The sequence below is a fragment of the Microbulbifer sp. ABM4_008 genome, from assembly GCF_056311705.1.
The window spans coordinates 3720709-3744639 of record NZ_CM149970.1 but is presented as its reverse complement, the minus strand read 5'-3'; the positions used below and the strand labels follow the sequence as shown (position 1 = coordinate 3744639).

Below are 23931 nucleotides of genomic sequence, written 5' to 3'. Positions count from 1 at the left end.
GGATAGTCACTTGGCATCATCGGATTCTTAGTTGGCGCCTTCTGATCATATACTGATTTCAAGATTAACGCTTGGGAGACAGATAGATGGAAACGGCACTTATTACTGGGGCCTCTGGTGGCATCGGCCTTGAACTGGCCAGGATACATGCATCTAAGGGTGGCAACTTGGTTCTGGTTGCCCGGTCTGAAGGGAGGCTTTCAGCACTCAAACAGCAGCTGGAGAAGGAGTTTGGTATCCAGGCAATGGTTATTGCCGAGGACCTTTCTGACCCCATGTCCGCTCAGAGAATTTTTGAGCGAACCCAAAGTGAGGGTGTGGAGATTGGCACTCTAATTAACAATGCGGGTTTTGGTGGTCATGGTCTTTTCCATCAAAGGGATTTGGAAGCTGAGCAGGGCATGATGCAGGTGAATATGGTTTCCCTTACCAATCTCACCCATCTGTATGTTAAGGGGATGGTTGCCCGCAATAGTGGGCATATTCTTAATGTTTCATCTACAGCCTCTTTTATTCCCGGCCCTTTACAGGCAGTTTACTACGCAACTAAAGCCTATGTAACTTCATTTAGCCAGGCACTGGCTGAAGAGTTGAAAGGCACAGGTGTAACAGTAACGGCTTTGTGCCCCGGTGCTGTTGCAACAGGGTTTGTTGCGGCTGGTGATCTTCAGGGTGTCGATATTTGGAAAAATGCCCGTTCGGCTGAGTCTGTTGCCAGATGTGGCTATCAGGCAATGGAGCGGGGAGATCTGGTTGCTTTTAATGAGACACGGCTCAAGTTGTTTCTGAATTGGATAATGCCTTTACTGCCCCGTAAAATGGTACTGAAGTTTTCCCGTCAGACGATGGAAAAGTCTTAATTGCAGGTAGGTCCGGTAATGATCAAACGTGCAGCGAAATTCCTGGTACCTCCCAGCTGGAAGTTGATATTACACGATATGAATATCGATACAGCGCTGGCTCTTGCCTATGCCGGGTTACCTGCGGATCTGTTACAGCGGGAGGCTGTGACACTCACTCCGGTGGAATATTTCCGTTTTTGGTGTGGTATTGATCGGGCCTCTAAAGATCGGCCACTACCACTTTTACTGGCGGAGCACCTTTCGGCTGAGTCATTTGACCCTCCCATATTTGCGAGCCTGTGCAGTGCAAATCTGAATCAAGCTCTACTGCGGATACAGCAATACAAACCATTGATCGGCCCCATGGAATTGCACTTGGATATTACTGATGAGTACACCAAGCTCAATTTAGAATGCTATGGAAGTGATGGAAATATCCCTGAAGCTTTGGGCCTGAGTGAATTAATTTTTTATATCCGCCTGGCTCGGTTGGGAACCCGGGAGGAAATTCAACCATTGGAATTGGCACTACCGCAGCTGCCTGAAGACCAAATGCCTTATCGGGAGTTTTTTGGTTGTTCAATTAAGCAGTCAGACCGGGTGAGAATTTGTTTCTCAGCGCAAGATGCACAAAAGCCATTTCTGACTGCCAATGCCCCTATGTGGGATTTCTTTGAAGGTAAATTGAGCCAACAGCTCAAGGATCTGGATAGCGAAGCCACAATGGGAGAGCGGGTAGGTTCAGTATTGATAGAGTTACTACCGGCTGGAGAGAGTTCTGTCGAAGCAGTGTCTGAACGCTTGGCTATCAGTAAAAGGACTTTGCAGCGGAAACTGGGTGAGGAAAATCAATCCTTCCAGACAGTATTACAGGGAGTTAGATCAAGTTTGGCTGATCACTACCTCGCCAAATCCAGCCTTCATCTGGGCGAGATTTCTTTTATGTTGGGATTTAAAGAACCCAATTCATTTATTCGGGCCTACCGGGGCTGGAAAGGAATGACACCATTGCAATACCGGGACTCTATTCACTGAATAGATCCGTTAGTAAAAAGCCAATGTTTGCATATCACTGTATATTTTTGTGACCAGTTTGGACCTAGAGGCTCCTTAGTTTTAACATTTAAACAGCCATTAATTGGCTGGTCGGTCAGCAATAATTATTCCGTTGTCCGGATTCACTTCCAAAGCCCTCAATTCTCCTCCGTAGACCGCCTGGATTTTCCATCTTCCGCCTACAAATTCGATATGCGTGATGGGATTAAACCCAAGACCATGCAGTTTCGCTTTAATGGTGGATAAGTCCAAGGCAATGACCGAGGGTTCCGCTCCGTAAAGGTCGGGGCTGTCGTAGATGGGGGCGGGTTTATTGGGATCGAGGCCGGGGGGGATTGGGTTAGTGAGATTGCCAACTAAAGCTATGGCGGTAAGAAAAATCATCTACGGCTCCAAACTGCTAACAAGCCATAGTTTTAGTTTGGACTAGGGATTATCGCAGTGCCAGCGGGCTGTAGTGATTTCGATCTTACCTGAGCGCGATTATAGCAGTGAATGGCCCGGCTACAGGATGTAGCCGGGCCATAAAAATACTAGCGGGTAAGTTTTAGCATAAAGTCGATAACACGAGTTGAGAGTTTGCCATAGGGAGGCCGCAGTAATTTTAATAGATCGATTGGGCCCTGATAGAAGATGGGGCGAAGTTTAGAGAAGGTTAAAAACCCCTCGTAGCCATGGTAGTGGCCCATACCGCTTTCACCAACGCCGCCAAATGGAATATCGTGCTGACCAACGTGCAGTACACAATTATTTACCGACACGCCTCCAGACATTACCTTGTTGATATATAAATCTTGTAAAGTTTTGTCGTGAGTGTAAGGGTAAATCGCCAGGGGTCTGGGGCGAGCATTAATATAATCAATAACTTCCTCTGGCTTGGAATAAGTGATAATCGGCAATAGCGGGCCAAAAATCTCACGCTGCATTGCCAGCATCTCGCTGTCTACGTTGGTCAGGATATGTGGGGGAAATTTTCGCAGTTTATTGTCCCTATCCAATTTGCCAGCACTTAAATCTATGGCATTAGCACCCTTAGCCTTGGCGTCATCCAGGGTTGCCCAGATTCTCTGGTAAGATGTGTCGTCGATAATAGAAGTGTAATCCAGGCCATCTAAGTTGGGGTAGCGCTTCTGAACATAATGTTTTGCGTGCTCGATAAACTCTTCGAGATGCTCCTCCGGCAAGAAAAGATAATCCACGTTGACACAGATCTGCCCGGCGTTTACCAGCTTCCAGTAAATTAGTTGCTCGGCGGCTTTCTTAACCGGGTAATCGGGGCCAACAATTGCCGGTGATTTACCTCCAAGCTCCAATGTGACTGGAGTCAGGTTTTCTGCGGCGGAGCGCATTACTGCACGGCCGGTATTACTGGAGCCAGTAAAGATTAAGTGATCGAATTTAAGGCTGGAAAATACTGGGCCTATTTCATCGGCATCGGGAATAAAAACCAGCTTTTCTTCCGGGAAGTATTGTTCACAGACTTTACTGAGTAATTCTGCAAGGTGCTTGGAATTGGTGGACATCTTGACCATCGCCTGATTGCCTGCGGCGAAAATATTGGTCAGTGGTGAAAAGCTTAAGTTTATTGGGAAGTTCCACGGCACTATGACGCCAATTACCCCCAGAGGTTGTGGGACCACACGATTTTTAGAGAGGGGGTAAGATTTAAAATCCGTATGGCGCCCCCTGGGCTTCATCCACTTCTTTAAGCGCTTGATAGTCTCTTTAATACCGGAGAGCGCTGGGTAGATATCGTAGAGCAGTATCTCTTCCCTGGCTCGATTGCCGTAGTCGTTACTAATTGCCTGGATAATGGATTCCTGCTGTTCACGCAGGAGCAGGGCAAGGGTTCTAAGATCCTGCACACGTTGCTGATAGCTGGGAGCCGGGTCGGCCAGGTAGGCGCTGCGCTGTTTGTCCAGATAGTTTTGCAGTACCGCTTTGTCTGCATCCTGCCGGGTCAGGGTTTGTGTTGTCATTTTATTATCCTGTGGCGTTGATCTCAGAAAGACTAAACGAAATTGAATCGGAGTGATTGACCAATCCGGTAAATTCCTTTGATGATCGGATAACAAATTTTATCCGGGGTATGGCCAAGTTTGTTTTGCCATCGCAATTTATGGCGCGGATTGCATCACTATGTTCAAGCAGAATAGGTTAGGGCCGGCTTTGGCAGCCGGCCCTGGCAGGATAGCTCGGAATGAGGACGCTAATCCTTAATCGTTGTCCGGTTTTTCCGACAAAACTTCCGCAGAGTTGGGGTCTACGTGCAAGTCGTACTTCTGGTCACCCTTATAGGCCTCAATCTTCCACTTACCCTTGTCCAGATCGACCTCAACAATTGGTGTGTAGCCCTGCTGTTCCAATTTGGTCAATACGGTGGAAAGGGCCATAGCTCCGGGTGGGGGCTTTTCTTTGGCGAGTGCATAGGGTAGTGCTGTTGCGGCGATAAAGGCCAGCAACAACTTGCTGATAGGCTGCATGGTGCTATTACCTCGCTGTCTATTTGCTAAATCGCAGTATCCTATGAATCAAATCTTCCCTTAACCGAGCGATCGGTATATCCAAACTGTAAAATAAAAACTGATGCGTCTGCGTTTGGTCTCCAGGCACTTATAACGGGTTTTGTGGACTGCCCTCGGTAAGATGCTTCTGGATAGCCTCGCACCACTCCATTCCTCCGGGTTTGAGACCGTTGGTATTGGCTCCGCTGAGCCGGGTGATGGCTGTGAACCACTCCTCACTACCGGTAGTTGGCATACCGGATGGGTATAGTTTCGCCATATCGCCATTTTGCTGGGCAAGCACTTGCTGTTGAACCCAGGCAAACCATTCCGGGGTGCATATAGCTGCAGCTTTCTTTTCCGCTTCCACTCCATTGCCCGGTGGGGCAATGGGCTCCTTCATGGCGCTGGTAGCCGACTCATCTGCAGGAGGGGTTGCAGGTGACTTGGAGTCCTTCGGGCCCCCACAGCTGCAGAGGACAAAGATCAGTGCTATTAAAGGGCCAAAGCGGTACATAGGACCTCTATGGGTGGCGGTATCAAGCCTAAGCATAGGAGGAAATTGACGACTTTGCCTTATCGCCTTAGGTCATATGTATTTTTATTGACATTGCCATTAAATCAAATGAGAATATTTCTCGTTTAATCCAAGGGTGATCTACGATAATGTCTACCAGAGCTCTATTTCAAAAAGTGCTGGCTGTAGCCGGCTTGTTGGGTGCTGTGGGTGCCAGTGCGGCCGAGCAGGTAAATATCTACTCCTACCGTCAGCCTTTCCTTATAGAGCCGATCTTAAAGGAGTTCACCGAGAAAACCGGTATTGAGGCCAAAGTGGTCTACGCCAGCAAAGGCTTGAACGAGCGTTTGCAAAGGGAAGGACGCAATAGCCCCGCTGACCTGGTCCTGACTTCCAATACCAGCAGCCTGATGGATCTGCTTAATAAGCAGCTGACCCAACCGGTAAGCAGTGAAATCCTGGAAGACAATATCCCATCACAATTTCGCGATAAGGCCGGCAACTGGTTCGGCCTGACCACCCGGGCGCGTTTGATCTACGCCTCCAAAGACCGCGTTAAGCCCGGTGAAATTACTCGCTACGAAGAGTTGGTAGACCCTAAATGGAAGGGACGAATCTGTACTCGTAGCGGCAAACACCCCTACACCCTGTCCCTGATCGCCTCCATGATCGCCCATCACGGTGAAGCAGAAACCAAAGAGTGGCTGCAAGGTGTGAAAGCGAATCTGGCGCGTAAGCCCCAGGGTAATGACCGCGCTCAGGTTAAAGCGATTAGCGAAGGTGTCTGCGACCTTTCCCTGGGTAACAGCTACTACTTCGGTAAAATGATTACCAATAAGGAGCAGCCGGAGCAGGTGGATTGGGCCAAGTCTGTAAATCTGGTCTTCCCTAACCAGAAAGATCGCGGTACCCATATGTTTATTTCCGGTGCGGCGCTGACCAAGCATGCCCCCAACCGTGAAAATGCCGTTAAGCTGCTGGAATTCCTCAGCGGCGCCGATGCTCAATACTCTTACGCCGAGAAAAACTTTGAGTTCCCGGTACGCCCTGGCACTGCCCGCTCTGAGTTGATTAAGGAGTATATGGGTGAGTTTAAGGAAGACGATCTGAGTCTCACGGAGATCGGTTCCTACGTTCCAGCGGCTTCCCGTATGGTTGATGAAGTACGCTTTGACTTTTAGAATGGTTAACTGAATGGGAATTGCTGCCGAGTAAATTGGCAGCACTATCTCAGCCTTATTCGAACGGCCCTGTCGAGAGACCAGGGCCGTTCTTTTATAATGAGCTTTTGATTCCTTAATCCATGCTAAACCGAGCAAACTTATCAGCTTCCCGCTGGCTGCTATTGGTAGCTACTATCTCCCTTCTGGTAGCTCTGCCAGTGCTATCCATTTTTTGGTTGGCATTTTTCCCTGAAGAAAATATCTGGCCGCACCTCGTGGACACGGTGTTGTTTCACTATGTGTCCTCCACATTGATTCTGGCTGGCGGTGTCGGTTTGGTAACGCTGATAACAGGCGTGGGCAGCGCCTGGCTGGTGAGCATGTGCCAGTTCCCCGGGCGTCGTTTGTTTGAGTGGGGGCTGTTATTGCCGTTTGCTGTTCCCGCCTATGTGATTGCCTACGTTTACACGGACTTGCTGGAATATGCGGGCCCTGTGCAAAAGTCCCTGCGCGCCTGGTTTGGTTGGCAGACAGCCAGGGATTACTGGTTCCCGGAGATCCGCAGTATGGGTGGGGCGATTGCCATGCTGTCACTGGTGCTCTTCCCTTATGTCTATATGCTCGCGCGGGCAGCCTTTATCGAGCAGTGCGGCAGTATACGTGCCGCGAGCCGGTCATTGGGCTGTACGCCTTGGCAGAGCTTCTTGCGCGTATCCCTGCCAATGGCACGCCCGGCAATTGCGGTGGGTTTATCACTGGTGTTGATGGAAACCCTGAATGACTTCGGCACTGTGGACTTCTTTGCCGTACGCACCTTGAGTGTCGGGATTTACGATACCTGGTTGAGCCACGGCAATTTAGGAGGCGCGGCGCAAATTGCCTGTAGCACTCTGATTTTTGTTGTTCTGTTAATTACGCTGGAGCGAATGGGGCGGGCGAGACAGAAGCACTTTGTACAATCGCCAAATTCCCAGCGTGAACGCTATGTATTGCGCGGCTGGCGATCCGGTGTCGCCCTGTTGTTCTGCGGGTTACTGTTGGTGGCCGGTTTTATTATTCCCCTGCTGGTTCTGGGAAGTTACGCACTCAGTAATTTCTCCAGTTACTGGAGCGAAGATTTTATACAGATCGCCAGCAATAGCTTGTTGCTGTCAATCGCAGCGGCACTGGTCTCTGTACTGCTGGGCTTGCTGCTGGCTTACGGTAAGCGACTGCAACCCAAAAGATCCGTACGGGTCTTGGTCGGCTTTTCCAAGCTGGGTTATGCAATGCCCGGGGCAGTACTGGCGATTGGTGTCCTGATTCCCCTGGCCGCTTTTGATAATGCGGTGGATGGTTTTTTACGTGAACACTTTGATATCTCCATAGGGCTGCTGTTAAGCGGCAGTATTTTCGCCATTATTTTTGCCTACACGGTGCGCTTCCTGGCAGTGTCCACAGGGGCCATAGAATCCAGCCTGGAGAAAGTAACCCCTTCAATGGACCGCGCTGCCCGCTCCTTGGGGCGCAATAGCTGGCAAACCCTGTGGGCTGTACATCTACCTTTGGTGCGTACAGGTCTATTAACGGGTGGCTTGGTGGTCTTTGTGGATTGTATGAAAGAACTGCCGGCGACTTTGTTACTGCGCCCCTTTGGCTTTGACACCCTGGCGACTTATGTTTACCAGTTTGCTTCCGATGAGATGCTGGAGCGCTCGGCTCTAGGGGCTTTATTGATTGTCCTGGTGGGATTGATACCGGTGATTTTACTAAGCCGTTCCATTGGTTGGCGCAGAGGTGAGGAGCGCACAGCCGTGGCGGACTCAGAAGCGCCCGCCCTGTCCTGATAGCTTTTATCGGGCTTGGTCAAACACCAGAGCAGAGGAAAGGTGCAGGGGAAGTTTATCACCAGGAGCGGCTTGAACGTCTGCATTCAAAGCGGCCTCGACAGTTTCCCCTGCAGCTAACTGAAAGCGATAGCTCACCTGGTTGCCGAGAAAATTCTTTTCCACAACCTGAGCCATCACAGCACCGGGATGTTCGCCTGCGGCAATATCCTCACTGCGCACAAACAGTTCGAGCTGATCTCCACTTTCGTATGCGGCTGTCGGCACCTTCACTTCCCCCAGAGGGGTACTGATCAGGCCATTGCCCACAACAGTACCGGAAATGATATTCCCTTCACTAACAATCCTTGCAACTGCCAAGTTTCTAGGTGTTTGATAAGTGTCTTGAGGGCTGTCCCACTGCTGTAATTGGCCCTGGCTGAGTACTCCCAGCTTATCTCCGGCAATAAAAGCCTCATGGCGGTCGTGGGTAACAATAATTGCAGGGATCTTCTCTTCGCGCAGTATATGGCGGACTTCGGCGGCGAGACTGCGGCGCAACTCGGTATCCAGGTTGGAGAAGGGTTCATCCAGGAGTAACAGCTTGGGACGTGGTGCCAGTGCCCGAGCCAGAGCGACACGCTGCTGCTGACCGCCAGAGAGCTGATGTGGGTACTGTTGCCCAAAGCCTTCCAGACGCACTAACTTTAGCAAAGACTGGGTGCGGGATTGCCGCTTGTTTTTCGGCATTGACTGGATACCGAAGGCAATATTCTGTTCAACGGTAAGGTGTGGGAAGAGGGCGTAGTCCTGAAATACCACCCCAATATTCCGTTGCTCTGCGGGAATCTGTAATTCAGGAGAAGAGATTACTTCTCCAGATAGCTGAATATTCCCCTCAGCGATTGGCTGGAAGCCGGCAATGGCATGTAGCAGAGTTGTCTTACCGCAGCCGCTAGGGCCCAACAAACAGGCAATTTCTCCCGCTTGTAAAGCAAAGGAAACCGATTCGATAACTACCTGCTCACCGTAGCGGCATTGCAGGTTTTCTATAGAGAGTATAGGGAGCACGGGTCTTCCGGTAGTTTGGCCTGTAAACGATTAGGGCAGCTTTCGGGTTCATAGTTATCACTACACTAACCGGTAGCCAGTCCAGAGTGAAGTATACTTTTAGCTGTGCAGTAGTGTTGGATGTTTTTTAGGCGAGTGAATTATCTAAACACTCGGCATTAACCTCGTATACTAAGGTATCCATTCTCGTGGATATTGAAATCTCGCCTGTTCCAGATTTACAGTGCTCAGCTGAATAGTAACGATATTTGATTTTAAGATAAGCCGGCCCAACTCCGATTATACCATCAGCCCCCGCATTTGGTGCATGTATCGGACTATGAGTGATCTCGAGAGAAGATAACAATACATTTCTTACATTGAATTTTTCAGGGAGGGATATCTTCACGGGGCGTTCATCAATACTGAGGTCGATATAACTAACGGAATTATCATCTGGTGTGAGGGAAATTTGCAGTGAAAATTCTTTGAAGGGGCTAATTAAACTTCCGCTTACTCTTGTGTTTAGAATCTCGGCATAGAGATCTTGAGTTGTATGCGCTATAGCAGGTGAAATAGCAAAAATTAATACAGGTAGGTACTTTATCAAGTGAACTGCCTAGCGCTTACTGACAACGATATGTACTAGTGCGTTGCTTTATTGCCAAGCATTTTTGTCACTCTTGGAACTTCCCCCCAGCAATCGCCGAAAAAGCCCGGAGAAAATATCTGCAACGATATCCTCTTTGTTGATAATGTCTTTTTCTCTTAGGTTCTCGGCCTTTCTGTCTAGTTGTGTAGCCATAGAATAGTTATTGCGGACCCTAGCTTCCTCTGCTTGAGCTTCAAGTTCGTTAGCTTTCGCGTTTCTTTCATATATGTTTGGGTTTGAGGCACACCCGGAAATAAATAAAACGGACAGTATAAAAAATAAACTCTTCATGTTCGGTAAAATAAATTCGAGTTTCATAAAATTATGACTGGTAGGTGTTGGCCTGTATAGGATTACCAGCAATATACCATAGTAGCGAACTAAATGCTGGGCTTCTGATAATCAAAGCCCAGTGTAGTTGGCACGCTGACCGCATTTAAAATCCGCGTGCAAGCTATAAGGCGACCCTATTGATTTTCTATTAGCATGGACCTTTATGCATTCTCATTGTACTTCCGCGAACCATTTCAACTTTGCTTGGGGTAACTGATAAAAGTTTATGTGTCCCAACATTTGACATTATCAGCTTGTCGTCTTCAACAGACCAAGTGCCATCCTGCTTCCAAAAACTATCGACCCACTTATAGGAGCCATCTTTCTTGAAAGTAATTGTGACATTTTCAGCGGCGACATTTCCTGCTGCTTCTTGTTCGTAAAAGCACCAAGCACCATTAAGTTCATTTGCCTCGTAGGCATTGGTAACTTGTGAAGTTGAAGCAATAATAATTGCTAGTACAATTTTCTTCATTTTATACTCCTTTTAGTTTAAGGTTTCCAGTTTTCAGGTTTGATTTATATGGCCTTGAGGTTGGTTCCCCGCCTAATTATATACAGCATTAAACTTGACCAAATATTTAACGCGAAGTGACTAGGTGCTGCAATATAGCTTTCTATTATATTTTCCTTTGTCCTATCTCAAGTACTTGCTCATGAGAATAGAATAAAATTTTGTTTGAATCATTGTGCAGAACTATTGCATCATCTCTGGTAGGCATAAATATATCCTGCCAAGCATCAAGGAAGATACTGGTTGCTAGAATAAAAACTTCATTCTCGCTAAATACCACCTGAACTGTTCCCTCAGTGTTGAAATTACTCTTTAGCCAAGCGTCTGTAATGGTATTACTCTCAATCTTAAGTCTAAAAATTGATTCAACGACTTCACTATTTAGCCCATAGAAGTCGGTCGCACAGTATTTGGCTGTAAAATCGTAAGCATTTTTGGCATTCTTAGAATTAAGCCATCGAACACTTAAGTTGAGTCTTTCTATTTCAGCTTTTCGATATTTCATTTCGATGCACAAAATAGTACGAGTGCACTAATACGAGGACGTACTAACGTACAGGGCGGCAAGGAAGTGAATTGGTTGGGCATAACCCGCCTCATCAGGTATTTGATTTTGCTTTTAGAGTAAGAAAGTACCCTGCTATGAACGAAGGTACCAAAACTATATTCGATGCTATTTCATACCAAATGGGGTACTCTTTATCTAGATTCGATGGAGATTGGCCAATATAGTACATAAAACCACCATACATGGCTGCGACTAATATCGCATTTACTATATTTGGACTTCCCGATATTTGAGCCGACAAGTAAATACCAATAACAATACCAACAAATATTGTGAACAATGAATATACCAAAGGCTCAACTGAGGTCATCAGTATATCCATTGGGGCCTTGTCAACAATAAGGTAAGAGAATATAAAAATACTAAAGAATGAGAGAACCATTATTGTAACTAGCGCAACAATAAATCCAACGAATATACCAACTAAACTTTTAAATGCTACTTTCAATTTATCTATCCTAACTAAGGAGCCTCTGAATAACTCCGTAATGCCTCTGCGGGCCTTGAAGGCTGCAGATGTTAGGCGCAGCTCGCCGGGAATGGCCGTAGCCCTTTGCAAGAGCTGCAACGCAGCAGCTGTGGCCTTCAAGGACCGCCCTTTGGGGCTTGCAGAGCGATTCACACTCCGCGTTGCGACTTCTTGAAAGGTCTAGACATTCCTGCGAAGCCGCGCCTTGATTGTGAACCGCTCTGCATGCCAGAGGTGTCACGGAGTTATTCAGAGGCTCCCTAAGAACATATCCATATTTGAAGCAGTAGGAGTATTCTGCTACAAAGTGGTGAAAATTATAGCCTATTTTATCTTCAAAATTCACAAACCAAATGTGACATACTCCAAAAATAAAGAGGTGTCTCTTAATTTCAGATGTTTTTGCTTTCATTCAGGAGTGATTGCGTACATGAAATGTTATCGGGTCACAAGGGAGAAAAAATATCTCCTTTCTGTGATAAGAAAATAAAATATTTCAAGTTCGCAGATTGCTGAGCGGATAGATTGTCATTAGTCAATGATTTATCTCGGAACAAAGAGAAAACTAAGTTTTTGTACTCGCTACTACCAACCTTTGGGTCTCACAGAGTGTCACAAGAGTGCGATCATTGATCTCGAAGGGGCTAATTTATCTCCGATAAAAAGATTGTCCTTACGATACCACTATTATCTTAATTGCTACCTCAGGAGTAATCGCTCTGCTAAACAAAAACATTGTTTTAAAGTAATAGAGATAAACTTATCTAGCTCGGTTGTAAAGAATATAATAACTATCAGTTTGGCTGCTATCTTATTTTCTATATCAAACTGTAACTCTTTCACCTGCAGATTATTTTCCCATATTCCTACGCGGACCTCTGAATAACGGTAGCTGTGACTATAGATTGATCAACATCTGCAATCCCTGTGGGGCTATTGAAGACCCAGAGGATAAGTGTGCCAAAAGAGGACAGGGATTTGGTAGGCAGTCTGAAAATAGATAATTGATGTTTGTCCGTTGGAATTAGCGCTAGTTTAGAGTTTTGGTAGATTGCTCTCTGAGAAGAAAACTTAAATTGGTTCTTAAATTTTGATTTATAGATATTCAACATGAACATATTTAATAATAACTGCTAACTATGGAAAAATTATATATCTCCTAATGCAGTGACTAATATTGGCTTTGTGTGGTAATCATGAGGCTTGTTTTTTCATATTTGCTTTATGATTATTTAGCAATAGAAAATATATCCATAAAGTTGATATTGCAGCAAAGAAACACCAGGTTGATACCCATGTTTCACGCTGGGTAAAGTAGACGATAACACCGAGTGCCATGACAAGTGCCCAAAACTTCCTAAAAATCATATTGCTCGATAATAAAAACAAAAATCCGAGTAAAGAATAAATAATATGTCCAGCTGTAATGGCGAACAAGCTGTAATCGGAAGTGATATAGCATAAACTATGTCCGCATACACTCGTTTTTATCAAGTGTCTTGGTCCTGTTTCTAATAGGATCGGTACCCAAAGATATAAGCCAAAAATAAAACCTATGATTATTAATGTAATAAAGAAAATTCTCTTCCATTTTTTTGTCTCAAGACTAAAAGCAACGGTTGGTATCCAGACAAGCCAAAAAAATAGAGCAAAAAATAAATAAAAAATAGAAGATGCTGCGGTCAGTGACACTAAATTTTCGTTGTATCCAATCCATACTACCCCTTCACTTACTTGCTGTAACGCAAAAAGAAGGGGGGTGACTGCGAGTAATAAATAGGTTTTATCATTTTTTATTGCATGTGTTGTACACAAAGCACCACCGACAATAAGCAGAGCTGCTGATCCGAACGATGCCGTGGCTGAAAAACACATAATGATTTTCTCTATATGTAAGATATTCTAATTAAAACCAAGGTCTTATAACTTGATGTACAACATAACAATACCCTTAACCAAGAAAATCAGTTGACTCCGCTAATTTGTACTAAGCTACTTAATTTATCTGCGAAGACTATATCTGCTTCAATGCTTTCAATTCACCTTATGAGTTAAGCTGAAAAGACTAATAAAGCTATATTGAGATTGTTTATATAGATCGATACCTATATAAGTAGAATCTATGCTGAGAGGGTTAAAGAAGTCAGTGTAATGTTACTGTGGTGGTTGCATTATCTATTTCATTAATCAAAGTGGGTCTCAGTTTTGTCTCTTGGGTGTGGGATTGGCTTTTACGCTTAAGAATCTTAATACGTCCGTTAAATTAAATACATTGGGGGTATTAATCCTAGCGATACTCACCGGTCATTTACGATGAACACATTTATCAGAGAGGGCTATTAAGTCGTTGATACCAGAGTAATAGCCTTTTGCTCAAGACATCTTAGATTTCAGATGTGCATGTCACGAATAAGCCTATCTACCGTAAACGAGAACTGACAGTCATAGGTTTTCAATTCCATAGCCCTCGGTATCCTTGCCATACTTTATGACTCATTTTGGACATTGCGGTTAGGGCTGGCAATCACGTCCATTCGACCCCCTATTTTTCCGGATGACTGGCCATATAAGAATGATTGGGGTGTTTAAAATGGCGTTGTCTTGTTCGCGGTGATTGTAAATGAGGCAACCAAGGTTTAATCCAGCAGCTTGGATGAATGGATATACCTTATTTGTTTAGTCTAAAACACATATTCAAATCAATAGGCTTTTAACAAAGAGTATGGGTGGGGGTATTGGCGCCATGTTCAACATTAAAGGGGTAATATTTTATGATCGCTAATTATCAAGCTTTTGGAAGTGGCCGCAGTCCTTGCACTTAACTCCATGTTGATAGAAAAATAAAGGCATCCCCAAAAGTAGGAAAACCAAAAATGCGGGCTTTTTCCCCTTGGTAAACGGCTCGACATTTGGTGATGAGCAGGACTCGCATACTCTTTCTTCATCATGCCCTAATTCTTGGTCTACAAGAATGGAACGGTCTTGATTTAGTATTTCATTGGCTTCATCAAGGTCTCTTTCCGACACTTGAAGCCTGACTCCACCCATAGCATTAGAATATAGCCACTGCATATTGACTGTGTGCTCATCTGCAATGAAAGCGTGTATTCCTTCAGATTCAAGTCGTGCTTTTGCAATCTGCGCTTCATATGGAAATGAGAATCTAGCAACGGTTACTAGCAAGTGATCACCTTAGCGCTTAACGTCTTGAGATGCGGGGCGAAGTGTCTGAAAATTTAGACGTGTTATGTTTTTATAGCCCACTAAGGAAACCCCACAACTTACCCCACCGTTCTAGCTTTTGATCAGCGCTCAATAGCCTCGGCTGAACTTGAATAGGGTCGCCAAGTTGATCTACACCTTTCAATAGGTTGAGATTTACTGCGCCGCGAAGTTGACCATTTATATTGCAGCCTACAGCTAGCAGTTGATTACAATCTTTGCAATGGTAGAAATCAGCAAGCTGATCCCCATTTTGTTTAGTTGAGATTCCATCGCCAGTGAAAATCGCAGACATAGTTGGGTCACTTATAATTGGGTAAGGATTGGCTTGGCAATAACTGCAATCGCAAATGCGCGGATTCAAAGCTTCGAGCGGCTTTGCTAACTGAACTTCAATATGCCAACGGTGACATTTACACGATCCCTTAAAGAGCATAAAAATTAGTTCCAATTATGATGAAGTATAACGTCTGTATAATGGGCAAGTGCAGCGCCTCGACAGCTATATTGCACCTGCCACTGTAAGGACTGTAGTGACGAATGCCTGGTTCATTTGATTGTATGCCGCTCAGCTTGAACAGGACACATCGTTTGCCAGCCCAACAACAATTACGAAGTTGGTGAAAAACTCACTCGCAGTGAAGTAACCACATTCCCCAGATAAATCCACACCAGAGTTCAAAGCAATTGTGTATTTGTAGCTTCCATTATTTTGCTCAATGACCGGTAAATTGTCCGGGACTCATCTGGTGCTACAGCACCAAACCTAAGTCTATTGCTTGGAAGCTGAACAACTGCCGAGTCTACCTATATTCCACTTTGGTTCTTGATCATCACATTCGGCATCACCCCAAAGAAGCCTATCTAACACCAATAATCAGCAATACAGCGGTAACTAGTAAGCAATATCTTCTCTTCAAAATCGGATACTCCACAGAACGGAATAATACCCGCCAGCAGTGGCCGCAGAGAAGTGGAATTTCCTCTGGCTGAGCTTGGATTACTGGAATGAAAGCCCCTATAGCAAGATCGCCGTTTATGGCTTCCATTAAATGCCAACTACTAACGAATGGCAACTACAAGACAGCGAGATTCTGAGGGAAATACACCCTGGAAAAGTTACGAGCTGACGAACAGAAAACGATATAAGGCTTGACCTGTAGGTGAGGTCGTCAGGGACACCAAAACTACATGATCGTGAATGCGGAGGTTGTATTATGAAATTTCATATTCTTATATAGCGAGCTACTATAAAGCTATCAGTGTGGCCGCTGGCTCATAAGAGAGTAGTGTTGGAGCCGGTAGTTTGAAACTATCGGCTACCCGATTTAGGCTGGCTGTATCTTTGTATTGCGCGGATTAGAATTTGGGTCTGTGTTTTTCGATGATTTGCGCATCTACCCAATAGATATCGCCCTCAGGATCGACACCGTCTTCTCTCTTAATGGGGTTGTGATTGAAGAACAGATACTTACCGTCTGGTGACACATACGCGCTGGCCTCATTACCGGCGGTGTTTATGGTATCTCCCAGGTTTATTGCCTTACCCCAGGAACCATCTTGTTGGCGGAAACTGATGTAGAGATCTTTATCGCCGTAACCGTCGCCTTTTTCGCTGTCCCAGATGAGGTAAGAGCCATCGGCGGCAATGGAGGGGTGGGCTGTCCAGTTACCAGAGTTTATATGCGGCCCCAATAATACAGGTGGCTGCCGCTTGCCGTTGCTAACGGTTGAAATACGTAGCACGTCATCGCTTTTGTAGTCGTCAAATACTATGGTGCCATCAGCTGAAGACGTCAGACGCATGATGCCCCAATCTTTGCGGTCGAACATCGTCCCCATACTTTTAATATCTGACCAGCCTGATTCGGTACGCACCATGTACTTGTTCCCCAAATGCATGGTTTTGCCATCCGGGGCAAGTAGAGGGCGGCCGACCCTTGGGCCAACAACGGATTCGTGCCACTGGTTACCTATCTGCTTGAAACGAATGAGCAACCACTTTTCAGTGTCGACATCCATTCGGCTAAAGTAAAACTCGGTCATATCTGGTGTGAAAGAGCCGCTATAGTCACGATGCCGGGTTGCGACATAGCCCGGCGCGAATATTTTGGGTGTTAGTCCCGGTGGTGTTTGCCCAAGGTAGGGGCCTTCCAGCAGGGGAAGTGCTTCTTGGCTACAACCGTGGCTACTCACCGCAAGAAGAGAGATCAGGAGTATGATAGAACTACAAAAATGCTTCACAGCTTGTCCTTGTTTTTACATCAACGAATAAATGAACTGCGGGCTATTTAATCAGTTCGATATCAAAACACCTGAAGTACTTATGATTTTTAAATGATTTTGAGCTGACGGCACCAAACTTTTAAACCTAAAGTGCACAAAAACCGATACACTTGGCAAAAGTAAAGGCCGGCAGCTGGGTACTGTAGACTGGACAGCTTTCAAATATCTAGGGCAGGAAGGTCATGGGAATCCGTACCAATCAGCTGTCCTTGAAAGAAGGATACTAGATGGAAGCGCTTACTGGACAGAAGTCTTCAGTCTAGGCCATCGCTTAGTGCTTCTACCGAGGCAATAAAGTCGCCTTTCGCTGCTGTGCCGAGAGTACCCACTAAGGATGTTGCAGCGCCAGCACGAAGCTTTAAACACACCAAACTCAACTCTGCCATATCGGTGTAAATCGACCACCAGCTAAAAAAATCAGGTCTGAGAAATCGTTGGGCGAATATGGCTTGGAGGTGTGTGAAAACGGATAGTTGTTCAACGATTCATTGCTGGGTGGTCGATATGAAGTTCGAATTTGCTGTGGCTGAAGTGTGAAGTAAGCTGTCTGGTCGCGATAGCAACGAACGACATTCGCTAGTTAGGCACTTTCCTTCTAAATTGGCTCATATGATGAAATTCCAATATATGAGTCATATTCCTGTTTTTCTTTTTCCGAACCAAGCTGCTCTCTTGTTACCCGCAAGGTGTAAGCACCTTTTACATGCCCATTTTCAATCACCATCCAATCAAATACATCTTCTGGACCGAAACCAAGTCGCTCACCTACTTGATGCCACTTTGTAAGCTCTTCTGGGACTTCGAAGAATACTCCTGAAAGGAAGTTTTCTTCGGCATGGAAATATACATTTGACAGCCAGAGGTATAGAAACCGGTCTTCTCCAAGCTTTTCAGATAAATCTGGATATCTAAACCTTAGCTTTGCTGCGTAAATGGCTTTAGGACTGGATTTCACAAGATCGATGAAATCAGTAATAGTGTTCGATGCTTGAGCGAATGCCTTAAGCATTTCTTGATCTTAATTATGCGTGTTTCTGAATAACGGTTCGATCATTATCGATTTTTCCTTGTCTGCTAGCGCCCAGTATATCAGCGACCAAAACAGGGCGAAGTAGTACGTAGGCAGTCCGACTCAGTGTTTTTTAAGAGTGTACGAGCTATTGTTTGTTATATATTTTGTACATATTAAAACTGTCTGGCAGCAAATAAGCCCGCTATAACTATTGCAACAAGGCCGGTGGCACTACACCAAAAACCATGACTATTGCCGTTATAACTATCTAGATAGAAAGTTTGTTTTGGTGAAGGTTAGCGGCCGAGAGTGATTAGTTTACAGATGGGCCAGCCAATCCAGTAGCAGATGGTGCCGAAGAATATTTCTGCTAAGATATAACCTATACCTCGGAGAAATCCTCTACCTATCTCCCCAATTAACTCATCCATAACTACCTTCCTTGTTGATACGTAAAATGCATTGCTTAGCGGCTCATTGGACGGTAGCGTAGTTTTGGCTACGCTAGAAATTCCCGCCCAAAATAAAGCGGACCTCAAAGCATCCACTGGATTAATTAACTATAATTTCTTACTAGTATTCTCTGTATTTAACATTTGCTTTAAATGCTTCGGCTTCAATAGGGGAATCCTCATACCCATGCTCTAACACACCTAACAAATGGCCAGAAAGGACGTCCTTAAAGCTAGCTCGCTCTACTTGCAAAACATGAACAAGCTCATGTGCCAACTTCGGAGTATCCATCTGGAATCCCTTTCTTATGTATATAGAATAACCAAATACTTGTGCATTATTCACAACTCCGTCGCCTATAAGTCCGGCTGTCTCGCCAATAAACTTTAGAAGTGAATTCTCACGTGGAAATGGCACTTCATCCACATAAACCAGTCTTATTTTTTCAGGGTTCTTAATGCCTATCTCTTTCGCAATATCAAGGTGCTTCTGATCTAGAGGGTGACCAACCTGGAGGCCGTCAGCATCAATTTTTTCAGCCCACTCTGCATATGGATTTACAAAGGTAAATTCAATTATTTTCTGATGAAAAACAAAAGGCAAAGCTAAAACAGCTAAACCACAAAGCAAAAATTTACTTTTCATATTTTACTACCGCTTTATACTATTCAGGGATCAATCTACCATAAAAGCACTCAAAAACCATTAAGAATCAGTGGGTTATATCTAAATTGTAGCGATGGTGTTAAGTGCGATCACAGCGATTTGGTTACTATTCCTTGTGCATGAGCGGCCTCTAAACACTCAGTGATATAAAAGCTTTTCAGGCCTTTTAGTCTTTTATCAAAAAAACGTTCAAGCAGATTAGGTATATATTCTCTAGCTCTACCTAAATCATAAATTCTGAAAGCCATTTCAAACTTTTAGTCTGTTCTGAGTTGGACAAACGCATCGATGTATGGTTTTCTCGGGGGGGATGCCTATTTGCCTCAAAACAGATAATTGTCTGCGAGTCGGAATTCATTATGGATAGAGAATTGCACATTACAGACCTGAATAATGGATAGCGTGGCAGCCGGAAGCTGCCGGCTGCCCGATTTCAATATATTTTTAGCACGGAAGTACCGAAAGTGCCGAGCCCAAGGCGTTTGCTATACCATTTATTAGCTCAGTTGCCACTCGTGCCTTATTAAGTGCGATGTCAACCAGCAAGCCAAAAATGACTGAGATATAGGCCAGGTATCCAAAACCCATATAGTCATTATACAAGATGGTATAAAACCAATCTTGACCATATGTGTATATGGCGGAAGATATGATGGTAGCAACGAACAAAAGAACTGCAGGTAAGAACAAGTGAGCTACTGCTTTTGGTTTAGCGAAAGATACGGCCAAGAGGATAAGAAACATTAGAAAATTTGACCCAAGGAATATACGAAGGTCAAGTTTTAAATTTCCCACTATCTCAAGGTACTTTCCCTTAATAAGATCGCCGAGTGTATGTTGCGCAACTTTAATGCTCTTAAGGCGATCGAGGTAGCCTGCTGTGATAGACTGAGCCAAAGCCTTTTGTCTTTCACAGTCATAACCACACATAGAGGCAATTACACTTGCTATTTTTTGCGGTAGATTGTTATCTAAGTCTTCTTTAATTTTTTCCGATTCCAGTCCAAGTCTATTAGCAATGCTCAGCGCTTGATTTGCAACTGTAGATTCGCTTACAAGATGCTGTTTTTCTCGAACCTCCTTCTCTATTTGGTATTTTACAAATCCTTTCCTAATTACCACCCTTGCTAAGTCACGATTAACTGTATATAAATACAGTTAATCGGCTGATTCATAAGGGAATAGATCATGGCTCGTAATAAGGTGCAGTTCCAGAAAGGTATTAGTTTGACCCAGTTCCTCAAAGAATATGGTACCGAAGAGCAGTGTTTCGAGGCTCTCTGCCAGTGGCGTTGGCCAAACGGATTTTCTTGTCCTCACTGTGGTTATGACAAGTATTGTGATCTATCTCACCGAAAGCTCAAACAATGTAATCGATGTCGGCGCCAGACATCGATCACTTCCCGTACGATCTTCGATTCCACCAAGTTGCCCCTAACTACTTGGTTCCTTGGGATTTTTCTCATCACCCAGGATAAGAAAGGCATCTCTTGTATGGAGTTATCACGTCATTTGGGTATCTCATACAACGCAACTTGGCGAATGAAGCACAAACTAATGCAGGTGATGATGGAGCGAGACCTCCAATACAAGCTATCTGGTTTCATTGAGCTGGATGATGCCTATCTCGGGGGAGAGCGTACAGGATGCAAACCCGGGCGTGGGGCTAAGGGCAAAACGCCTTTTGTGGCTGCGGTCGAAACCACCAAGGAAGGACGGCCAACACGTATCAAGCTCTCTATTGTCAAGTGATTCAGGAGCAGTGAAATTTCTGCCTGGAGCAAAAACCACCTCTGCAACGGCAGTACAGTGATCTCTGATGGTCTTGCGTGCTTCAATGCCGTTACAGCTGCCGGATGTGCACATGACAAGATCGTTTGTGGTGGCGGTCGGAGTTCCGTTGAGGAGCCTGAATTTTATTGGGTGAACACGGTTCTCGGTAATTTAAAGAGTGCTCTACGTAGCACCTACCATGCAATTAGGCCGAAGTATGCACAGCGGTATTTGGCTGAGTTCCAATATCGATTTAATCGGAGATTTGATTTGTCAGCACTTATTCCCCGACTTGCCTTTGTCTCACTTCGGACACCACCGATGCCAGAAAGGTTACTGAAAATTAGCTTAGCATAGGTGGTAATTAGGAATCCTTTTGCGGATTCTTCTATGCTCTCAGGTGACAAGAATGTAATAGAGAATAGAATTCCAAAAAATAGAATTCCAAATAACCCGGTTGAGCGTAATGTAATATTCATAGTTTCCTTAGCATTTAACGCCTTAGTAACCCGTAGCAAAGCGTAAGCTGTCCGGGGCCGAGGGCACACAGTATGCTGTCTTGGTACTGCCGTATGGGTACGAACTAATGAGGTGAAAGCCCGTTGTAAAAAGATCACCGTTTAAGAGAGGTATTAAATGCTAACTACCAGCGAATGGCAACTGAAACACCGTGAGGTCATGTGGGAAGGGAGTCTCAAGCAAAGTTACGAAGTGCGAAAGAGACTGTCATACAGAGCTTAGCCGTGAGGCGAGGTGGCCAAAGGCAACAAAGCAAGTGATAAAATGGGTAGAGTAAATGATGTAGTTGTGTAGTGAAAGTTCACGCTCTTATCTAGGAGGTTATGCTTAGCTTGTTACTATCAAGCTGCCACTGCTGATTATATAAATAGGCACAATCAACTAGCCACGATCACAGGAATAGAAAAAAGTGGTGGAACAATACCGCGTAATAATCAAGGTGATTAAACAGATGTCAGCTGATCGTCTAATGGCCTAATACCGAGACTATTACCCTGGAGATGGTTAAGACCTGCTTGATGCTGTCACCGGATAGAAATTTATTGCGGACCCTATGATGGATGGTGTGGGTAGCCAGTAGCTAGAAACTACCGGCTATTCTTTTTATAGCGCATTTTTTAATGATAATGCCACCTTTTTAATGCCATGAGGCGGAATCCATTGTTTAAACTCAACAAAACCATACTTTTTATATAAATTAATTGCGGGCTCATTTACAGCAGCTGTTTCTACAATTGCTTCTATAAATTCAAATTCATCTAGGATGTAGCTTAGCAATTTACCTGCTATTCCTTTCCTGAAATAATCTGGATCAACAGTTAAACTATTAATTTCTAATCGCTTATCTTCTATAGCAATCTCAATAGTTGCGGCTAGACACTCATTTTCAATAAATCCATAAAATTGCGATTTGGATTTCTCTATATCTTGCGCACTTCGCGATAGTGGAGGAAAGTCAGCGGCACCTATCAATTGAGCTTCAACATTATAGGAGCGTTGAAATATTATGAAAATCTGATTTGCTATTTCTTCGTTTGAATTATCTAGTTTTATTATCATGCTAAACCTAGTCTAAAATTTGGGGGCTCTCTAACTCTTGGCGCAACTGTATGTCTTTGATTTGGGCAGCAAATAGGTTTCAACCTTTTCAGGCATATCTTTGTCTACCATGTTTATGGTTTGAACATTTCCAATCTTGTGATCATTGCTTGATATCTCTTACCCCATAACGTCCGCAGAGGTCCAAAAGGCTAAAGCAAACTGCTCGCGCCAAATTGGCCAATAATCAAACTACTGTATCACCTTTACAAGATAAAATAACCCAGGAATGACAAAAGATGAAAATATTAAAGCTCCAAAAATCGAGCTAAGCAGTGACTTTAGTCTAAACCATAGGGTATATTGCCATTCAGAACTATGACCGTTAATGTTGACTTCAACCACCCTTATACCGTAACATCTATTAATTTTATCTGCGATTTTCTCTTCCGAAAATGGACCAAGGTCAAATGGTCTCTTTAATTCTTTATCATCGTTTTCAGTGTAGATAAACCATTTGTACCATATTCCGTCATCTTCATATGCTTCCCTAGATAATTTATTGACTTTTGTGAAGTCCAAATCGAATGGATCTACCTCATCATCAGGTGTTTCAAATCTGATAGAGTGGCTATTTAGTTCAATATACCAACCTCCTTGTAAGTTGCTAATTCTTCTAATCTGACAAATTAACCCAAAAAGCATTAGGGCCGCGCCAAGAAAACACACACTAGAGAGCAATAGTTTGATTACCTCAGGAGGCTTGCCTGCTGTATCTCCATTAAAAATTATGAGTGAGCCACTGAGAAGTAAAACTGAATTGAGTGCTAGGAACGCACAATCGAAAATTACTTTCCTTAATAGCGAATGACTTTCTTGATACATTTGAAAACCTAGTACGGTAAGCATCTGCTGTTGTTTAGTAGTGGAGCTGTGAAATGGATACCCTGTCCACGTAGTGGGAAATGATGCACTGCTATGTTATGTAGTAACACGGCTAACCCCTTACTTATGGCTTGTAATTTTCATATTCCCAGTGCATAAGATTAGCCAATTGATTGCTAATACCTACCCAGCTCGTACATTGACATTGTTCAAGCATTGACTCTACCGTGCGAAACACCTTCATCCAACTGTATTCATAAAGAATGATGGCGTATTTGGTAGAACCTTTGCTGCAGAGGTTGTTTGGTGTAACGATATGAACTTGAAAGTTATCGCCGCTTTCGGTATCAGGCCCAATTGTACAATTAACCCATATATCCACATCATACGGGTCATTTGGCACCCACTGATCAATTGGATCATGGTCAACACAATCATAGCTGTTGATGGTGGCTTTCATTATTTCTCATAAAGTGTTGGGGCGAAAGTTTCTTGTGGCGAGACTACCGTCTAATGGGCCCCATTAAATGCTATCTACTAGCGAATGGCAACTGTAGCACCGCAAGGTCTTGTGGGAAGAAAGCAGCTAAGGAAACTTTGATCC

Annotated in this window: 23 protein-coding genes and 1 pseudogene; 5 read left to right on the top strand and 19 right to left on the bottom strand. The window is 44.4% G+C overall.

Annotated elements, in window-relative coordinates; translation table 11 throughout:
- The first annotated feature begins 86 nt into the window (after positions 1-86).
- Together ACYX4J_RS16305 and ACYX4J_RS16300 are read left to right on the top strand one after the other, a co-directional pair.
- Positions 87-860 carry an SDR family NAD(P)-dependent oxidoreductase gene (locus ACYX4J_RS16305; RefSeq protein WP_476177072.1) on the top strand — a complete coding sequence of 258 codons (774 nt, stop codon included), beginning with the start codon at positions 87-89 and terminating at the stop codon, positions 858-860.
- An 18-nt stretch (positions 861-878) separates the two neighbouring features.
- The gene (locus tag ACYX4J_RS16300; RefSeq protein WP_476177071.1) at positions 879-1877 is read left to right on the top strand and encodes an AraC family transcriptional regulator; all 999 of its coding nucleotides are present in this window, start codon (positions 879-881) and stop codon (positions 1875-1877) included.
- Positions 1878-1976: 99 nt separating this feature from the next.
- Here the strand turns inward: ACYX4J_RS16300 and ACYX4J_RS16295 are convergent, their stop codons facing one another.
- The 4 genes from ACYX4J_RS16295 to ACYX4J_RS16280 all read right to left on the bottom strand — a co-directional run bounded on the left by ACYX4J_RS16295 (position 1977) and on the right by ACYX4J_RS16280 (position 4919).
- Positions 1977-2282, bottom strand: a complete 306-nt coding sequence (locus ACYX4J_RS16295) for a hypothetical protein (protein ID WP_413664728.1) — start codon at positions 2280-2282, stop codon at positions 1977-1979.
- Positions 2283-2431: 149 nt separating this feature from the next.
- A complete protein-coding gene (locus ACYX4J_RS16290) occupies positions 2432-3877 on the bottom strand; it encodes a coniferyl aldehyde dehydrogenase (protein WP_476177070.1) in 1446 nt (481 codons plus the stop codon).
- Between the two features lie 237 nt (positions 3878-4114).
- A complete protein-coding gene (locus ACYX4J_RS16285) occupies positions 4115-4381 on the bottom strand; it encodes a PepSY domain-containing protein (RefSeq protein WP_282931601.1) in 267 nt (88 codons plus the stop codon).
- 130 nt (positions 4382-4511) lie between these two features.
- A complete protein-coding gene (locus ACYX4J_RS16280) occupies positions 4512-4919 on the bottom strand; it encodes a hypothetical protein (protein ID WP_476177069.1) in 408 nt (135 codons plus the stop codon).
- Between the two features lie 149 nt (positions 4920-5068).
- Here ACYX4J_RS16280 and ACYX4J_RS16275 point away from each other — a divergent pair, with 149 nt between their 5' ends.
- Positions 5069-6100: a Fe(3+) ABC transporter substrate-binding protein gene (locus ACYX4J_RS16275; protein ID WP_282931603.1), complete on the top strand. Its 1032-nt coding sequence runs from the start codon at positions 5069-5071 to the stop codon at positions 6098-6100.
- 122 nt (positions 6101-6222) lie between these two features.
- A complete protein-coding gene (locus ACYX4J_RS16270) occupies positions 6223-7908 on the top strand; it encodes an ABC transporter permease (RefSeq protein WP_444956971.1) in 1686 nt (561 codons plus the stop codon).
- A gap of 6 nt (positions 7909-7914) precedes the next feature.
- Here ACYX4J_RS16270 and ACYX4J_RS16265 read toward each other — a convergent pair whose 3' ends face one another.
- The 12 genes from ACYX4J_RS16265 to ACYX4J_RS16210 all read right to left on the bottom strand — a co-directional run bounded on the left by ACYX4J_RS16265 (position 7915) and on the right by ACYX4J_RS16210 (position 20234).
- Complete coding sequence (locus tag ACYX4J_RS16265; RefSeq protein ID WP_476177068.1) at positions 7915-8958, bottom strand: ABC transporter ATP-binding protein; 1044 nt, start codon at positions 8956-8958, stop codon at positions 7915-7917.
- A 127-nt stretch (positions 8959-9085) separates the two neighbouring features.
- Positions 9086-9547, bottom strand: coding sequence for a hypothetical protein (locus ACYX4J_RS16260; protein ID WP_476177067.1), 462 nt, complete (start codon positions 9545-9547; stop codon positions 9086-9088).
- Positions 9548-9595: 48 nt separating this feature from the next.
- Positions 9596-9907: a hypothetical protein gene (locus tag ACYX4J_RS16255; protein ID WP_476177066.1), complete on the bottom strand. Its 312-nt coding sequence runs from the start codon at positions 9905-9907 to the stop codon at positions 9596-9598.
- 163 nt (positions 9908-10070) lie between these two features.
- Positions 10071-10397, bottom strand: a complete 327-nt coding sequence (locus ACYX4J_RS16250) for a hypothetical protein (RefSeq protein ID WP_476177065.1) — start codon at positions 10395-10397, stop codon at positions 10071-10073.
- 145 nt (positions 10398-10542) lie between these two features.
- Positions 10543-10941 (bottom strand): hypothetical protein, encoded by a 399-nt coding sequence (locus ACYX4J_RS16245; protein WP_445363508.1) that lies wholly within the window; start codon positions 10939-10941, stop codon positions 10543-10545.
- Positions 10942-11035: 94 nt separating this feature from the next.
- A complete protein-coding gene (locus ACYX4J_RS16240; RefSeq protein WP_476177064.1) occupies positions 11036-11593 on the bottom strand; it encodes a hypothetical protein in 558 nt (185 codons plus the stop codon).
- A 1074-nt stretch (positions 11594-12667) separates the two neighbouring features.
- Positions 12668-13348, bottom strand: coding sequence for a DUF6629 family protein (locus ACYX4J_RS16235; protein WP_476177063.1), 681 nt, complete (start codon positions 13346-13348; stop codon positions 12668-12670).
- A gap of 903 nt (positions 13349-14251) precedes the next feature.
- Positions 14252-14656 (bottom strand): putative signal transducing protein, encoded by a 405-nt coding sequence (locus tag ACYX4J_RS16230; RefSeq protein WP_476177062.1) that lies wholly within the window; start codon positions 14654-14656, stop codon positions 14252-14254.
- 1398 nt (positions 14657-16054) lie between these two features.
- Positions 16055-16939 (bottom strand): TolB-like translocation protein, encoded by an 885-nt coding sequence (locus tag ACYX4J_RS16225; protein ID WP_476177061.1) that lies wholly within the window; start codon positions 16937-16939, stop codon positions 16055-16057.
- Between the two features lie 637 nt (positions 16940-17576).
- Positions 17577-17990 (bottom strand): DUF2314 domain-containing protein, encoded by a 414-nt coding sequence (locus ACYX4J_RS16220; protein WP_445363513.1) that lies wholly within the window; start codon positions 17988-17990, stop codon positions 17577-17579.
- 576 nt (positions 17991-18566) lie between these two features.
- Entirely contained in the window at positions 18567-19091 is a 525-nt protein-coding gene (locus tag ACYX4J_RS16215; RefSeq protein WP_476177060.1) for a hypothetical protein, read from the bottom strand.
- Positions 19092-19556: 465 nt separating this feature from the next.
- Positions 19557-20234, bottom strand: coding sequence for a hypothetical protein (locus tag ACYX4J_RS16210; protein ID WP_476177059.1), 678 nt, complete (start codon positions 20232-20234; stop codon positions 19557-19559).
- Positions 20235-20300: 66 nt separating this feature from the next.
- On the opposite strand from ACYX4J_RS16210, the pseudogene ACYX4J_RS16205 reads away from it, so the two are divergent.
- Positions 20301-21242: pseudogene (locus ACYX4J_RS16205) on the top strand (IS1595 family transposase).
- Between the two features lie 765 nt (positions 21243-22007).
- On the opposite strand, the gene ACYX4J_RS16200 reads toward ACYX4J_RS16205, so the two are convergent.
- From ACYX4J_RS16200 to ACYX4J_RS16190, 3 genes are all read right to left on the bottom strand, one after another.
- On the bottom strand, positions 22008-22463 hold the full coding sequence (locus ACYX4J_RS16200; RefSeq protein WP_476177058.1) for a GNAT family N-acetyltransferase: 456 nt from the start codon (positions 22461-22463) through the stop codon (positions 22008-22010).
- A 231-nt stretch (positions 22464-22694) separates the two neighbouring features.
- The gene (locus ACYX4J_RS16195) at positions 22695-23327 is read right to left on the bottom strand and encodes a hypothetical protein (RefSeq protein ID WP_476177057.1); all 633 of its coding nucleotides are present in this window, start codon (positions 23325-23327) and stop codon (positions 22695-22697) included.
- Positions 23328-23451: 124 nt separating this feature from the next.
- Positions 23452-23787, bottom strand: a complete 336-nt coding sequence (locus tag ACYX4J_RS16190) for an Imm8 family immunity protein (RefSeq protein ID WP_476177056.1) — start codon at positions 23785-23787, stop codon at positions 23452-23454.
- Between the last annotated feature and the right edge of the window lie 144 nt (positions 23788-23931).